Origin of the sequence: Streptomyces sp. NPDC058964 (assembly GCF_042741275.1) — a bacterium.
Classification (GTDB): Bacteria; Actinomycetota; Actinomycetes; order Streptomycetales; family Streptomycetaceae; genus Streptomyces.
Map to the genome: position 1 here is coordinate 1,789 of NZ_JBHYKH010000162.1, position 15,342 is coordinate 17,130.

At 70.0% G+C, this 15,342-nt stretch carries 13 protein-coding genes; 4 read left to right on the top strand and 9 right to left on the bottom strand.

Going from position 1 to position 15,342, the window contains the following annotated elements:
- Positions 1-58: 58 nt before the first annotated feature.
- Positions 59-2,326 carry a RelA/SpoT family protein gene (locus tag ACFW2E_RS20945; RefSeq protein WP_384468536.1) on the top strand — a complete coding sequence of 756 codons (2,268 nt, stop codon included), beginning with the start codon at positions 59-61 and terminating at the stop codon, positions 2,324-2,326.
- Positions 2,327-2,452: 126 nt separating this feature from the next.
- Here ACFW2E_RS20945 and ACFW2E_RS20950 read toward each other — a convergent pair whose 3' ends face one another.
- Together ACFW2E_RS20950 and ACFW2E_RS20955 are read right to left on the bottom strand one after the other, a co-directional pair.
- Positions 2,453-3,682, bottom strand: coding sequence for a DUF349 domain-containing protein (locus ACFW2E_RS20950; protein ID WP_384468511.1), 1,230 nt, complete (start codon positions 3,680-3,682; stop codon positions 2,453-2,455).
- A gap of 144 nt (positions 3,683-3,826) precedes the next feature.
- Positions 3,827-4,645: a peptidylprolyl isomerase gene (locus ACFW2E_RS20955; protein ID WP_384468513.1), complete on the bottom strand. Its 819-nt coding sequence runs from the start codon at positions 4,643-4,645 to the stop codon at positions 3,827-3,829.
- A gap of 167 nt (positions 4,646-4,812) precedes the next feature.
- Between ACFW2E_RS20955 and ACFW2E_RS20960 the strand changes: the two genes are divergently transcribed.
- Complete coding sequence (locus ACFW2E_RS20960) at positions 4,813-5,523, top strand: MBL fold metallo-hydrolase (protein WP_384468515.1); 711 nt, start codon at positions 4,813-4,815, stop codon at positions 5,521-5,523.
- 11 nt (positions 5,524-5,534) lie between these two features.
- Positions 5,535-6,797: a histidine--tRNA ligase gene (hisS, locus tag ACFW2E_RS20965; RefSeq protein ID WP_384468518.1), complete on the top strand. Its 1,263-nt coding sequence runs from the start codon at positions 5,535-5,537 to the stop codon at positions 6,795-6,797.
- An 89-nt stretch (positions 6,798-6,886) separates the two neighbouring features.
- On the opposite strand, the gene ACFW2E_RS20970 is transcribed toward hisS, so the two are convergent.
- The 7 genes from ACFW2E_RS20970 to ACFW2E_RS21000 all read right to left on the bottom strand — a co-directional run bounded on the left by ACFW2E_RS20970 (position 6,887) and on the right by ACFW2E_RS21000 (position 13,628).
- Positions 6,887-7,573, bottom strand: coding sequence for an LAETG motif-containing sortase-dependent surface protein (locus tag ACFW2E_RS20970; protein WP_384468520.1), 687 nt, complete (start codon positions 7,571-7,573; stop codon positions 6,887-6,889).
- 161 nt (positions 7,574-7,734) lie between these two features.
- Complete coding sequence (locus tag ACFW2E_RS20975) at positions 7,735-8,859, bottom strand: LOG family protein (protein WP_384468522.1); 1,125 nt, start codon at positions 8,857-8,859, stop codon at positions 7,735-7,737.
- A 46-nt stretch (positions 8,860-8,905) separates the two neighbouring features.
- Entirely contained in the window at positions 8,906-9,313 is a 408-nt protein-coding gene (locus ACFW2E_RS20980; protein WP_384468524.1) for a VOC family protein, read from the bottom strand.
- A gap of 118 nt (positions 9,314-9,431) precedes the next feature.
- Complete coding sequence (locus tag ACFW2E_RS20985) at positions 9,432-10,805, bottom strand: hypothetical protein (protein WP_384468526.1); 1,374 nt, start codon at positions 10,803-10,805, stop codon at positions 9,432-9,434.
- Positions 10,787-11,527, bottom strand: a complete 741-nt coding sequence (locus ACFW2E_RS20990) for an ABC transporter ATP-binding protein (RefSeq protein ID WP_384468528.1) — start codon at positions 11,525-11,527, stop codon at positions 10,787-10,789. Before ACFW2E_RS20990 ends, ACFW2E_RS20985 begins: the two co-directional genes overlap by 19 nt.
- Before the next feature lie 212 nt (positions 11,528-11,739).
- Entirely contained in the window at positions 11,740-13,104 is a 1,365-nt protein-coding gene (locus ACFW2E_RS20995; RefSeq protein ID WP_384468530.1) for an aspartate aminotransferase family protein, read from the bottom strand.
- A gap of 2 nt (positions 13,105-13,106) precedes the next feature.
- Positions 13,107-13,628, bottom strand: a complete 522-nt coding sequence (locus ACFW2E_RS21000; RefSeq protein ID WP_384468532.1) for an Lrp/AsnC family transcriptional regulator — start codon at positions 13,626-13,628, stop codon at positions 13,107-13,109.
- Positions 13,629-13,798: 170 nt separating this feature from the next.
- On the opposite strand from ACFW2E_RS21000, the gene ACFW2E_RS21005 reads away from it, so the two are divergent.
- The gene (locus tag ACFW2E_RS21005; protein WP_384468534.1) at positions 13,799-15,238 is read left to right on the top strand and encodes a gamma-aminobutyraldehyde dehydrogenase; all 1,440 of its coding nucleotides are present in this window, start codon (positions 13,799-13,801) and stop codon (positions 15,236-15,238) included.
- Positions 15,239-15,342: the final 104 nt, after the last annotated feature.

Below are 15,342 nucleotides of genomic sequence, written 5' to 3' on the forward strand. Positions count from 1 at the left end.
TATAAAACCTTCTTTTGTGGTGGCCTGCTAATTATTTTATAAACCCACAGCCCCCCGCCTGGGCCACCCGCGCGCAACCCCTACCACCCCGGCCCTGCCCCGGGTGCTGCGGATAGTGCGCAGCAACGACCCCAAGATCGAGAACGCCACGCTCCGCCAGATCGAACGCGCCTACCAGGTTGCCGAGCGCTGGCACCGCGGACAGAAGCGCAAGAGCGGCGACCCGTACATCACGCACCCCCTCGCCGTGACCACGATCCTCGCCGAGCTGGGCATGGATCCGGCCACCCTGATGGCGGGCCTGCTGCACGACACCGTCGAGGACACCGAGTACGGCCTCGACCAGCTGCGCCGCGACTTCGGCGACACCGTCGCCCTCCTCGTCGACGGCGTCACCAAGCTGGACAAGGTCAAGTTCGGCGAGGCCGCGCAGGCCGAGACGGTCCGCAAGATGGTCGTGGCCATGGCCAAGGACCCGCGCGTCCTGGTCATCAAGCTCGCCGACCGCCTGCACAACATGCGCACCATGCGCTACCTCAAGCGCGAGAAGCAGGAGAAGAAGGCGCGCGAGACCCTGGAGATCTACGCGCCGCTCGCCCACCGCCTCGGCATGAACACCATCAAGTGGGAGCTGGAGGACCTCGCGTTCGCGATCCTCTACCCCAAGATGTACGACGAGATCGTACGGCTGGTGGCGGAGAGGGCACCGAAGCGTGACGAGTACCTGGCCATAGTGACCGACGAGGTCCAGGCCGACCTGCGCGCCGCCCGCATCAAGGCGACCGTCACCGGGCGCCCCAAGCACTACTACAGCGTCTACCAGAAGATGATCGTCCGCGGTCGCGACTTCGCGGAGATCTACGACCTGGTGGGCATCCGTGTCCTCGTGGACACGGTCAGGGACTGCTACGCCGCCCTCGGCACGGTCCACGCGCGATGGAACCCGGTCCCCGGCCGGTTCAAGGACTACATCGCGATGCCCAAGTTCAACATGTACCAGTCGCTGCACACGACGGTGATCGGCCCCAACGGCAAGCCCGTCGAGCTCCAGATCCGCACCTTCGACATGCACCGCCGCGCCGAGTACGGCATCGCCGCGCACTGGAAGTACAAGCAGGAGGCCGTCGCCGGCGCCTCCAAGGTGCGTACCGACGCGCCCAAGTCGTCCGGCAAGGGCAAGGACGACCACCTCAACGACATGGCGTGGCTGCGCCAGTTGCTGGACTGGCAGAAGGAGACCGAGGACCCCGGCGAGTTCCTGGAGTCCCTGCGCTTCGACCTGTCCCGCAACGAGGTCTTCGTCTTCACCCCCAAGGGCGACGTCATAGCGCTCCCGGCCGGGGCCACCCCGGTCGACTTCGCGTACGCGGTCCACACCGAGGTCGGCCACCGGACCATAGGAGCACGGGTCAACGGCCGCCTCGTACCGCTCGAATCCACCCTGGACAACGGCGACTTGGTGGAGGTCTTCACCTCCAAGGCGGCAGGCGCGGGCCCCTCCCGCGACTGGCTCGGCTTCGTCAAGTCCCCGCGCGCCCGCAACAAGATCCGGGCCTGGTTCTCCAAGGAGCGCCGCGACGAGGCGATCGAGCAGGGCAAGGACGCCATCGTCCGCGCCATGCGCAAGCAGAACCTGCCGATCCAGCGCATCCTCACCGGTGACTCGCTCGTCACGCTCGCCCACGAGATGCGCTACTCGGACATCTCGGCGCTGTACGCGGCGATCGGCGAGGGCCATGTCTCCGCGCAGAACATCGTGCAGAAGCTCGTCCAGGCGCTCGGCGGCGAGGAGGCCGCCACCGAGGAGATCGACGAGGCCGTCCCGCCCACCCGCACCCGCGGCCGCAAGCGCCGCACCAGCGCCGACCCCGGCGTCGTGGTCAAGGGCGTCGACGACGTGTGGGTCAAGCTGGCCCGCTGCTGCACCCCGGTCCCGGGAGACCCGATCATCGGATTCGTCACACGCGGTAGCGGAGTATCGGTTCACCGCAGCGACTGTGTGAACGTGGAGTCACTCTCCCGCGAGCCGGAGCGCATCCTCGACGTCGAGTGGGCGCCCACCCAGTCCTCGGTCTTCCTGGTCGCCATCCAGGTCGAGGCCCTGGACCGCTCCCGGCTCCTGTCGGACGTCACCCGCGTCCTGTCGGACCAGCACGTCAACATCCTCTCCGCGGCCGTCCAGACCTCCCGCGACCGCGTCGCCACCTCCCGCTTCACCTTCGAGATGGGCGACCCCAAGCACCTGGGTCACGTTCTCAAGGCCGTACGGGGCGTGGAGGGTGTCTACGACGTGTACCGCGTGACGTCGGCGCGCAGCCGCACGTGACCGCCGTGACGGCCCTGACGCGCAAGCCTCCAGGGCCGTAGCGGCCGCGGCGCCATACGACGAGAGGGCCCCGTACGCGACGTACGGGACCCTCTCGCGCCTGTCGGAGCCGGTCGGTGACCGGGGTCAGCCGCCGAACTCGTGCAGACCCTTCAGGGCCTGGTCCAGGAGTGCCTGGCGGCCCTCCAGCTCCTTCTCGAGCTTGTCGGCCCTGGACGTGTTGCCCTGGGCGCGCGCCTGCTCGATCTGGCCCCTCAGCTTGTCCACGGCGGCCTGGAGCTGACCGGTCAGACCCTCGGCACGCGCGCGTGCCTCCGGGTTCGTCCGGCGCCACTCGGTCTCCTCGGCCTCCTGGATGGCGCGGTCGACCGCGTGCATCCGGCCCTCGACCTTCGGGCGCGCGTCACGCGGTACGTGGCCGATCGCCTCCCAGCGCTCGTTGATCGAGCGGAAGGCGGCCCGGGCGGCCTTCAGGTCCGTGATCGGAAGGAGCTTCTCGGCCTCCTCGGCCAGCTCCTCCTTGAGCTTCAGGTTCTCCGACTGCTCCGCGTCCCGCTCGGCGAAGACCGAGCTGCGGGCGGCGAAGAAGACGTCCTGGGCGCCGCGGAAGCGGTTCCACAGGTCGTCCTCGTGCTCACGCTGCGCGCGGCCCGCCGCCTTCCACTCCGCCATCAGCTCGCGGTAGCGGGCCGCCGTCGGACCCCAGTCCGTCGAGTCGGAGAGCGCCTCGGCCTCGGCGACCAGCCTCTCCTTGGCCTTGCGGGCCTCCTCGCGCTGCGCGTCGAGTTGCGCGAAGTGGCCCTTGCGGCGCTTGGAGAACGCCGAGCGGGCGTGTGAGAAGCGGTGCCACAGCTCGTCGTCCGACTTGCGGTCCAGCCGCGGCAGCCCCTTCCAGGTGTCCACCAGGGCACGCAGCCGCTCGCCGGCCGAACGCCACTGGTCGGACTGGGCCAGCTGCTCCGCCTCGGCGACCAGCGCCTCCTTGGCGTGCCGCGCCTCGTCGGACTGCTTCGCCCGCTGCTGCTTGCGCTCCTCGCGGCGCGCCTCGACGGTCTCCACGAGTTTGTCCAGCCGGGTTCGCAGCGCTGCCAGGTCACCCACCGCGTGATGCGCCTCGACCTGCTCCCGGAGGTGGTCGATGGCGGTCTGGGCGTCCTTCGCCGACAGGTCGGTGGTCTGCACTCGCTTCTCGAGGAGGCCGATCTCGACAACCAGGCCCTCGTACTTGCGCTCGAAGTAGGCCAGCGCCTCCTCGGGGGAGCCTGCCTGCCAGGAACCGACAACCTGCTCGCCGTCGGCCGTACGCACGTACACGGTCCCCGTCTCGTCGACGCGGCCCCACGGGTCGCTGCTCACAGCGCCTCCTCCACATGATGCCTGCGAGGGGCTTCAGCGCCCCCGGGCATCGTCCACAGTTTCGTCACGGCCAACATAGGCGACCGGCGGGTTGCCTGTCCGCATCCCGCGCGACCGAAATTCCGCAGTTGGCCGTCTTGAGCTTCAGGATTTGGTGACCGTCGCCTTGTTGATCACAACGGTCGCGTTGGGGGCTCCGTCACCGGCGCCCGTGTTCTCGCCCGCGGCGGCGATCTTCTTCAGAACCTTCATGCCCGCGGCGTCGACGGTACCGAACGGTGTGTAGCTGGGCGGCAACTGGCTGTCCTGGTACACCAGGAAGAACTGGCTGCCGCCGGTGTGCTTCTGGCCGGTGTTGGCCATCGCGACGGTGCCCGCCGGGTAGGTGTTGGCCTTCAGGCTCGAGTCCTTCAGGTTCTCGTCCGGGATCGTGTAGCCCGGGCCGCCGCTGCCGGTGCCCGTCGGGTCACCGCACTGCAGGACGTAGATGCCGTTGGTGGTGAGCCGGTGGCACTTGGTGTGGTCGAAGAAGCCCTTGCCCGCAAGGAAGTTGAACGAGTTCACGGTGTGCGGCGCCGCCGAGGTCTTCATCGCGATGCCGATGTCACCGCACGTCGTCGCCAGTTTCATCGTGTACTTCGCCGACTTGTCGACGGTGAGCGCCGGCTCCTTCTTCCAGCTCAGCTTCGCCACCGAACCCGCGTCGGCCTTCTCGCACGGGTCCGGCGCCTTGCTGGTCGGCGAGGCGCTGGGCGTGACGTCCGCGCTGGCGTTGGACTTGTCGTCGTTCTTCAGTACCCCGGTCGTGTACAGCGCGACACTGCCGATGACGATCACGCCGAGCACGGACGCGATCACGGAGTTGCGCATGCGTGCCTTGCGCCGCGCGGTCGTGCGCCGCTGCTGCTGCCGCAAGAACTTCTCCCGGGCGAGCTGACGCTTCCGCTGTTCCTGGCTGACCACCGGGTTCTCTCCTCATGAGTGTCGTGTGTCGACCGGTACGCGTGCGTCCTGTGAGCCGATCGCAGCGTGTAGCCCCGTACCGTATATGGGTTCGCTGAGGAAACGGCAGCGCCGGTAGGCTCTGACAGCAGCCGTAGCCTCCCGTACCGACACAACGAAGGACGATCGTGCTCATTGCCGGGTTCCCCGCCGGGGCCTGGGGGACGAACTGTTATCTCGTCGCCCCCGCCGCCGGTGAGGAGTGCGTGATCATCGACCCGGGCCACCAGGCCGCCCAGGGCGTCGAGGAAGCGCTGAAGAAGCATCGGCTCAAGCCCGTGGCGGTCGTCCTCACCCACGGCCACATCGACCATGTGGCCTCGGTCGTCCCGGTGTGCGGCGCGCACGACGTGCCCGCGTGGATCCACCCCCAGGACCGGTTCATGATGAGCGACCCCGAGAAGGCGCTCGGCCGTTCCATCGGCATGCCACTCATGGGTGAGCTGACGGTGGGGGAGCCCGACGACGTCAAGGAGCTGACCGACGGCGCGAAGCTGAGGCTCGCGGGTCTGGAGCTCTCCGTCGCGCACGCGCCCGGCCATACCAAGGGGTCGGTGACCTTCCGGATGCCCGAGACCGCCGACATCCCGTCGGTCTTCTTCTCCGGGGATCTGCTCTTCGCCGGCTCCATCGGACGCACCGACCTGCCCGGCGGTGACATGGACGAGATGCTCGGCTCGCTGGCCCGCGTGTGCCTGCCGCTCGACGACTCGACCGTGGTGCTGTCCGGACACGGTCCCCAGACGACCATCGGCCAGGAGCGCGCCACCAACCCCTATCTGCGGCAGGTGGCCGCCGGCCTGGGAGCGGATGTGGACGCTCCCCGACGAGGAATGTGACGAGAGACTTCGTGAGCACCTTCAAGGCCCCCAAGGGCACGTACGACCTGATCCCCCCGGACTCCGCGAAGTACCTGGCGGTCCGCGAGGCGATCGCCGCCCCGCTGCGCAACTCCGGCTACGGCTACATCGAGACCCCCGGCTTCGAGAGCGTGGAACTCTTCGCGCGCGGTGTTGGAGAGTCGACCGACATCGTGACGAAGGAGATGTACGCCTTCGAGACCAAGGGCGGCGACAGGCTCGCCCTGCGCCCCGAGGGGACCGCCTCCGTCCTGCGGGCCGCCCTGGAGGCCAACCTGCACAAGGCGGGCAACCTCCCGGTCAAGCTCTGGTACTCCGGCTCGTACTACCGCTACGAGCGCCCGCAGAAGGGCCGTTACAGGCACTTCTCGCAGGTCGGCGCCGAAGCGATCGGCGCGGAGGACCCGGCGCTGGACGCCGAACTGATCATCCTGGCAGACCAGGCCTACCGCTCGCTCGGGCTGCGCAACTTCCGCATCCTGCTGAACAGCCTGGGCGACAAGGAGTGCCGGCCGGTGTACCGCGCCGCGCTGGTGGACTTCCTGCGCGGCCTGGACCTCGACGAGGACACCCGCCGTCGCGTCGACATCAACCCGCTCCGGGTGCTCGACGACAAGCGGGAGTCGGTCCAGAAGCAGCTCGGCGATGCCCCGCTGCTGCGCGACTACCTCTGCGACGGCTGCAAGGCGTACCACGAGGAGGTCCGTGAGCTGATCACGGCGGCCGGCGTCGCCTTCGAGGACGACCCGAAGCTGGTCCGCGGCCTGGACTACTACACCCGTACGACCTTCGAGTTCGTCCACGACGGTCTGGGATCCCAGTCCGCGGTGGGCGGCGGCGGCCGCTACGACGGGCTGTCGGAGATGATCGGCGGCCCCGCGCTGCCGTCCGTCGGCTGGGCCCTGGGCGTCGACCGCACGGTCCTCGCGCTGGAGGCCGAGGGGGTCGGGCTCGACCTCCCGTCCGCGACCTCGGTCTACGCGGTCCCGCTGAGCGAGGACGCCCGCCGGCTGCTGTTCACGAAGGTCACGGAGCTGCGCAGGCTCGGTGTCCCGGCCGACTTCTCCTACGGCGTGAAGGGCCTGAAGGGCGCGATGAAGAGCGCCAACCGCAGCGGGGCCCGCTTCGCGCTGATCGCCGGCGAACGCGACCTCGCCGAGGGTGTCGTCCAGCTCAAGGACATGGAGTCCGGCGAGCAGACGGCGATCGGTGTGAACGAGATCGTGGCTGAGCTGGAGTCCCGGCTCGGCTGAGGCAGCGCAGGCGGGGGGGGCGCGCGGTGGTGGCCCCCCCCCCCCCGCGCCGGCCCCCCCCCCCCCCGACGGTGTACGGAAGGGAGGCGTCAGCGACCGCTCTTCGCCCCACGACGGCGCATGCCGAAGAACACGGCACCGCCACCGACGACGACCAGGGCGGCCGCGATGCCGGCGATCAGACCGGTGTTGGAGTTCGCACCGGTCTCGGCGAGGTTCGAGTCACCGGCCGCCGGGGACGGCGCGTTGCTCGACGTCTCCGCCGGGGCGGAGCTGGTGCTCTGCGAGGCCGACGGGGTCGGGGTGTCGGACTCGGCCGGGGTGCTCTCGGTCTCCGACGGCTTCGGAGTGGCCGAGGGGGTCGGGGTGTCCTCGGTCTTGCAGGCCGTGGACGGGGTGGTCAGGTTCGGCTCGATGTCCGCGTCGACCTGGTTGCCGGCCTTGACGTGGACGCGGTACGTCGCGTTCGGCTTCCAGTCCTCGGAGAACGAGACCGTGGTGCCTTCCTTGGAGCCCTTGATCTCCTGCGGCTTGCCGACCTGCTTGGCGTCGGCGCCGTTGTTCTCCAGGAACACGGTGATGACGGCCGGGGTGCCGGAGGCGTCCTTGTCGGTGACGACGATGACGCCCTTGGAACCGTCGCAGGTGGCTTCGGCGGAGAACTCACGGATGTTGCACGCGAGCGCGCTGTTGGCGGCGCCCAGTACGAGCGCGGCGGTGGCGGAGGCGACACCCAGGATGCGCACGGACTGTGCGCTGCGGCGAGTTATGGACACGTTTGTCCTTTACGGATTGCTCAACTGCGGGGGGCTGAGGGGCAGATGAGGCAAGGGGGAGAGGTGAGGCCCCACCGCCCCAGGAGACTCACAGGTTTATAAGCGGTCCATGACGGGTGTCAACGCATATGCCGCCTACAGGCGTTGACTTTGCCTTCTTGTTAGCCAGCAAGACGTTTCAACGCGGCCGGAGCCTCCTCGATCCGGTCAACCAGGGCTATTCGGGACTCCATTGACCGCTCCCTGGCGAGCGCCCTCAGCAACGGCCAGGCGGGCAGCCGCTCCGTCCAGTGCTCCCGGCCCACGAGCACCATGGGAGTGGGCTCGCCCCGCGACTCGTAGTAGTTCGGGGTCGCGTTGTCGAATATCTCCTGTACGGTCCCGGCGGCGCCCGGCAGGAACACCACGCCCGCGGTGGAGCGGGCCAGCAGACCGTCCTCGCGGGTGGCGTTGGCGAAGTACTTGGCGATGTGCAAGGCGAAGGCGTTCGGCGGCTCATGGCCGTAGAACCAGGTGGGGATGCCCACGGACGTGCCACCGTCCGGCCATCGGCCGCGCACCTCGAAGGCGGCGCGCGCCCACTCGGTGACGGACGGCCCGAACGAGGGCGCCTTGGCGAGGAGCCGGAGCGCCTCGGTCAGCATCCCGTCGTCGAACGGGGCCGCGTAGGCGCCGAGGTTCGCCGCCTCCATGGCGCCCGGTCCGCCGCCAGTGGCCACGGTGAGGCCGGCCCGCGCCAGCTCGCGGCCCAGGCGCGCCGCACCCTCGTAGCCCTCGGTCCCGCGGGCCATGGCGTGCCCGCCCATGACACCGACCACCCTGGCGCCCACGAGGAGTTCGTCTAGCGCGTCCGAGACGGCGTCGTCATGGATCGCGCGCAGCATGGAGGCGTACACGTCCCCGTCGGCCTTCGTCCGCTGGAACCAGGCGTAGGCGCGCGCGTCGGGGGTCGCCTCGTAGTCCTCGTCGAGCGAGGCGAACAGCTCGTCGGGGGAGTAGACGAATCCCCGGTAGGGGTCGAAGGGCAGCTCGGGTACGGGTGGGAAGACCAGCGCGCCCGCCGCCCGCACCCGGGCGACCGCGTCGGGGTCCATCGAGCAGCCGAGGAAGACGGCGCCGGCGGTGTCGAGGGAGGTCAGGGCGTCCGAACGGTCCGTCAGATCGACGGACTGGACGCGGAACCGGGCGAGCGAACCGTGCTCGGCGACGACCTCGTCGAACTCGGCGAGCGACTCGATCTCGCGGTCGTGGGCGGCTCGGTGGGGCTGGGCGGGTGTCGGATGCACCCGCCCATGCTGGCACAGGAGTTCGGCCCGGCGGGCCGGTGGGCGGTCAGCCCTGGACAGCCGCCGGGTCCATCCACACGACCTCCCAGGTGTGGCCGTCGAGGTCGTCGAAGGAACGGCCGTACATGAAGCCCTGGTCGATGGCGTCCCTGGTCCCCGTGCCGCCCGCGGCGATGGCCTTGTCGACCAGCTCGTCGACCTTCTCGCGGCTCTCGGCGCTCAGACACACCAGCACCTCGCTGGACTTGGTCGAGTCGACGATCTCCTTCTTCGTGAAGTTGCCGTAGTGCGACCTGCTGAGGAGCATCGCGACGATGGTGTCGCTGATCACGACGCAGGCGCACTCGTCGGTGCTGAACTGCGGGTTGATGGTGTAGCCGAGCTCCGTGAAGAACTTCCTCGACGCCTCGACGTCGTTGGTGGCCAGGTTCACGAAGATCATCTGCTGGTACATGAGGGTCTCTCCCGTCGGGTCTCCTGCTGTTCGGTGGGGTAGACCGGGGGCCGCCGGAAAACTCATCGGTGACCGGAGATCTCTGTTCGGCGGCCCGGGATTCCTGCCGAGCGGGTCGTCAGGAGGCCAGCGGAAGGGCGGCGAGATCCGCGATCCCCAGGCTGAGCGGGCCGAAGAGGGCGAGCAGGGCGCCCGCGCGCAGGGCGGCGGCGCTGCGCAGCGTGGACGCGGGGGCGCCGAGACGGAGCAGCGCGGAGGTGGTGCCGGCCCGGGACTGCCGGGCCTCCACGGCCGCCGTGAACAGCGTGGCCACGGCGCAGCCGGTGACCTGGAGCACGCCGAGGGTGGCCAGCGGACCGAAGGACGGTGCGGCGGCGCCGTACAGCGCGGTCATCGCGTACACGCCCGACACGACCGCGCAGACCACACCCAGGGGACGGCCGATACGGGTGGCCTCCGCCATCAGCCCGCGGCCGGCGAGCAGCCGGAGCGCGCCCGGCCGCACGGCCTGCAGCAGACGGCCGCAGAGATGGGTGAGTCCCGGCCCGGCCAGAATCAGGCCCAGTGCCGTCAGGACCCATCCGGCCAGCACTCCCGCGGTGCCGGCGGCGCTGCCGCCGGGCAGGACGGTGGTGCCGGTGGCGGACCGGCTCGTGTACGCCTCCACGGCGAGGCCCGCGGCGAGGGCCGCGACGCCCCAGGGGAGGCCGGACGGGGGGTCCTGCGGGGCGGGTGCGTCGTCGGCCGCGTGGGTGAGGGTGCCGGTCCAGGCCGGGGTCTCCGGGTCCGGTGCCCCGGGGCCGGGATCCTGGTCCGGGGCCGGCGGGGTGGCGTCCGTGCCCGTGGCGTGCGCGTCGGGGCCGGCCGCCGTTCCGCGCAGCCGCGCGCCGGAGCGGCCGTACGCGCCGGACGTCTCCCGGGCGCCCCCGCGGCCGGACGCCCCGAGGCGGCCGACCGCCGGTCGTGTGCCGTCGGCCGTGGCACGGCGCGGGCGCAGCGTGACGGCCACGGCCGCCGAAGCGGTCGCCGGCACCAGGGCGAGGAGGGTGAGCGCGGCCGGCAGCGGGAGGGGCTCGCCCGCCGCCAGGAACTCCGCCGCCGCGCCGTCGAACGGCATACCCGTGAGATCGCCGCGCAGATGCAGGAAGACCAGCAGCGCCAGCGCCGAGCCCAGGGCGCAGGACAGGGCCGTCGTCAGTACCGAGATCGCCATGAGGCGGGCCGGGCCCAGGCCGAGGGCCGAGAGGCCGGGGCGGGGCCGCGTGCCGGGGTCGGTGCGGGCGACGGCGACCGCGAAGTACACCGTGGTGGCCAGCGGCACCGCACACCAGGCCAGGCGCAGGCACGAGTCGGTGAGGTCGTCGGGGTGGCTCATCGCGTAGCCGAGGGCGGACAGGAGCAGGAAACCGGTGCCCGCGGCGGCCGTCGCCACGAGGAGGCGGCGCAGGTGGACCGCGGGGTGGGCGCCTCGGGTCAGACGGAGAGCGAGCACGCGGCCCGGCCTTCCGATCCGGCGGCCTCGGGCAGGTGCACGGTGTTCACGCGCCGCCCGTCCAGCAGGGACACCGTGCGGTCGGCGAGGGCCGCGGTGTCGGGGTCGTGCGTGGCCAGCACCACGGTGATGCCGTGCGAGCGGGCCGCCGTCGTCAGTGTGCGCAGCGCATGGGTGCGGTCGGTGCGGTGCAGGGGAGCCGTCGGCTCGTCGGCGAAGAGGACCGTCGGAGCGGGGGCCAGGGCGCGGGCGAACGCGACGCGCTGGCGTTCGGCCTGGAGCAGTTGGTGCGGCCGGCGGCGGGACTTGTCGCCGATGTCGAGGCGCTCCAGCCACTCCAGAGCGGCGGTCTTGGCCCGGCGGCGGCTGGTGCCGCGCAGCATCAGGGGGAGGGCCGTGTTCTCCCAGACGGTCAGCTCGGGGACGAGCAGCGGCGCCGGGTCGATCCAGCCGAAGCGGTCGCGGCGCAGGCGTTCCCGGCCGACGGGGCCCATGGTGTGCACCGGCACGCTGTTGAACCAGACCTCGCCGCTCTGCGCCCGCAGCTCGCCGGCCAGACAGCGCAGCAGAGTCGTTTTGCCGCTGCCGCGCGGGCCGCTGACGGCGAGGATCTCGGCCTCCCGCACGCCGATCGAGACGCCGGCGAGCGCGGGCGAGCCGTCGGCGTGCTGGAAGTGCAGGCAGCGTGCCCAGAGCACGTCGTTGTCCGGCGGGGCCTCCATGGCGTACACCTCGGTTCTGATCCGTTTTCCCTTGCCCCATCCCCCACTGGCCCTGTCGTCACAGGGCCTTCCGGGGGAACGAAGGCTGGGCCGATCGGTCACTGGCACGCTAGGCAGGTCCCGGCGGGCGGCCGGACAGCACACGGCCCCGGGCGCCCGTTCTCACTCGAACGGGCCACACCGGGGCCGGTGCTGATCATCCAGGCGGATGATCAGAGCTTCGTCCACGCCTCCGTCAGGGTCGCGCGCAGGATCTGCTCGATCTCGTCGAACGTGTCCTGGTTGGAGATCAGCGGCGGGGCGAGCTGGACGACCGGGTCACCGCGGTCGTCGGCACGGCAGTACAGGCCGTTCTCGAAGAGGGCCTTGGAGAGGTAGCCGTACAGGACCCGCTCGGTCTCCTCCTCGTTGAACGACTCCTTGGTGGCCTTGTCCTTGACGAGCTCGATGCCGTAGAAGAAGCCGTTGCCGCGGACGTCGCCGACGATCGGCAGGTCGTGCAGCTTCTGCAGCGTGGAGAGGAACGCGGACTCGTTGTCGAGGACGTGCTGGTTGAGGCCCTCGCGCTCGAACAGGTCCAGGTTCGCCAGGCCCACGGCCGCGGACACGGGGTGGCCGCCGAAGGTGTAGCCGTGCAGGAAGGTGTTGTCGCCCTTGTAGAACGGTTCGGCGATGCGGTCGGAGACGACGCAGGCGCCGATCGGGGAGTAGCCCGAGGTCATGCCCTTGGCGCAGGTGATCATGTCCGGGACGTAGCCGAACTTGTCACAGGCGAACATCGTGCCCAGGCGGCCGAAGGCGCAGATGACCTCGTCCGACACGAGCAGCACGTCGTACTTGTCGCAGATCTCGCGGACCCGCTGGAAGTAGCCGGGCGGGGGCGGGAAGCAGCCGCCGGCGTTCTGCACGGGCTCCAGGAAGACCGCGGCGACGGTGTCCGGGCCCTCGAACAGGATCTGCTGCTCGATCTGGTCGGCGGCCCAGCGGCCGAAGGCCTCCGGGTCGTCGCCGAAGATCGGGGCGCGGTAGATGTTGGTGTTCGGCACCTTGTGCGCGCCCGGCACGAGCGGCTCGAAGGGGGCCTTCAGACCCGGCAGGCCGGTGATGGACAGGGCGCCCTGAGGGGTGCCGTGGTAGGCGACCGCGCGGGAGATGACCTTGTACTTGGTCGGCTTGCCGGTGAGCTTGAAGTACTGCTTGGCCAGCTTCCAGGCGGTCTCGACCGCCTCGCCGCCGCCGGTGGTGAAGAAGACCTTGTTCAGGTCGCCCGGGGCGTAGTCGGCGATGCGCTCGGCCAGCTCGACGGCCTTCGGGTGGGCGTAGGACCACACCGGGAAGAACGCCAGCTCCTGGGCCTGCTTGAAGGCGGTCTCGGCGAGCTCCGTGCGGCCATGACCGGCCTGGACCACGAACAGACCCGCGAGACCGTCCAGGTAGCGCTTGCCCTTGTCGTCGTAGATGTAGGTGCCCTCGCCACGGACGATCGTGGGAACAGGGGAGTTCTCGTACGAGGACATGCGGGTGAAGTGCATCCACAGGTGGTCGTACGCGGTCTGGCTGAGGTCCTTCTGGGTCACGGTTATCGGGTTCCCCACATGTAGGTCTGCTTCTTGAGCTTCAGGTAGACGAAGCTCTCGGTGGAGCGCACGCCGGGCAGCGCCCGGATGCGTTTGTTGATGACGTCCAGCAGGTGGTCGTCGTCCTCGCAGACGATCTCGGCGAGGATGTCGAACGAGCCCGCGGCCATCACCACGTACTCGACTTCCGACATGGCGGTCAGCGCGTCCGCGATCGACTCGACATCGCCCTCGACGTTGATGCCCACCATCGCCTGCCGCCGGAAACCCACGGTGAGCGGGTCCGTGACGGCGACGATCTGCATCACGCCCTGGTCCAGCAGCTTCTGGACGCGCTGGCGCACGGCCGCCTCGGAGAGGCCCACGGCCTTGCCGATGGCGGCGTACGGACGGCGGCCGTCCTCCTGGAGCTGCTGGATGATGGCGAGGGAGACGGCATCCAGCTGGGGGGTGCCGCCGTTCCTGGACTCGCGGGTGGAGTCCCTCTGGTCTGCGCTTCGACTGCCCACGACCTCACTGTGCACGACGTCTCGACAGTTCCGCAAGGCCGTACCGATGAAATTCGTTGTTTACGTGACCGAGTACTGCGGATTTCGCAGATGTGGCGCGGACGGGGGTGTTGAAAACGTGGGTCTGCGGATTAGGGTGGGTGTCTCAGTGATTGGACAGCTTGAACCAGATCAGGAGGCCGGCAGTGAGCACCGAGCTGCGTCGTCTGCGCAACTACATCGACGGTGAGTTCCGGGACGCCGCCGACGGGCGGACCACCGAGGTGGTCAACCCCGCGACGGGCGAGGCGTACGCGACCGCGCCGCTGTCCGGACAGGCGGACGTCGACGCCGCCATGGCGGCCGCCGCCGCGGCCTTCCCGGGCTGGCGCGACACGACGCCCGCCGAGCGGCAGAAGGCACTCCTGAAGATCGCGGACGCGTTCGAGGAGCGTGCCGAGGAACTGATCGCGGCCGAGGTGGAGAACACGGGCAAGCCGACCGGGCTGACCCGCTCCGAGGAGATCCCGCCGATGGTCGACCAGATCCGCTTCTTCGCGGGAGCCGCCCGCATGCTCGAGGGGCGGAGCGCCGGCGAGTACATGGAGGGCATGACCTCCATCGTCCGCCGTGAGCCGGTGGGCGTGTGCGCCCAGGTCGCGCCGTGGAACTACCCGATGATGATGGCCGTGTGGAAGTTCGCGCCGGCGATCGCCGCGGGCAATACGGTCGTCCTGAAGCCCTCGGACACGACCCCCGCCTCCACCGTCCTGATCGCCGACATCATCGGCTCGATCCTGCCCAAGGGCGTCTTCAACGTCGTCACCGGCGACCGGGACACGGGCCGTCTGATGGTCGAGCACCCGACCCCGGCGATGGCCTCCATCACCGGCTCCGTCCGCGCCGGCATGTCGGTCGCCGAGTCCGCGTCCAAGGACCTCAAGCGCGTCCACCTGGAGCTGGGCGGCAAGGCGCCGGTCGTCGTCTTCGAGGACACCGACATCTCCAAGGCCGTCGAGGACATCTCCGTGGCGGGCTTCTTCAACGCCGGCCAGGACTGCACGGCCGCCACCCGCGTCCTCGTCCAGGAGTCCATCCACGACGAGTTCGTCGCCGCGCTGGCCAAGGCCGCCGCCGAGACCAAGACCGGTCAGCCGGACGACGAGGACGTCCTGTTCGGCCCGCTCAACAACCCGAACCAGCTCAAGCAGGTCTCCGGCTTCATCGAGCGCCTGCCCGCCCACGCCAAGGTCGAGGCGGGCGGCCACCAGGTCGGTGACAAGGGCTACTTCTACGCTCCGACCGTCGTCTCCGGCCTGAAGCAGGACGACGAGATCGTCCAGAACGAGGTCTTCGGCCCGGTCATCACCGTCCAGTCCTTCACCGACGAGGACCAGGCCGTCGAGTGGGCCAACGGCGTCGAGTACGCCCTCGCCTCCTCCGTCTGGACCAAGGACCACGGCCGCGCCATGCGCATGTCCAAGAAGCTCGACTTCGGCTGCGTGTGGATCAACACACACATCCCGCTGGTCGCCGAGATGCCGCACGGCGGCTTCAAGAAGTCCGGCTACGGCAAGGACCTGTCGGGTTACGGCTTCGAGGACTACACCCGGATCAAGCACGTGATGACGTCGCTCGACAGCTGACCGCTGACCGCTGACCGCTGACCGCTGACCGCTGACCGCTGACCGCTGACCGCTGACGGCCGACGCGGCCGGCGCGCGCTGCCCCGGACGGGTTCACCTCCCCG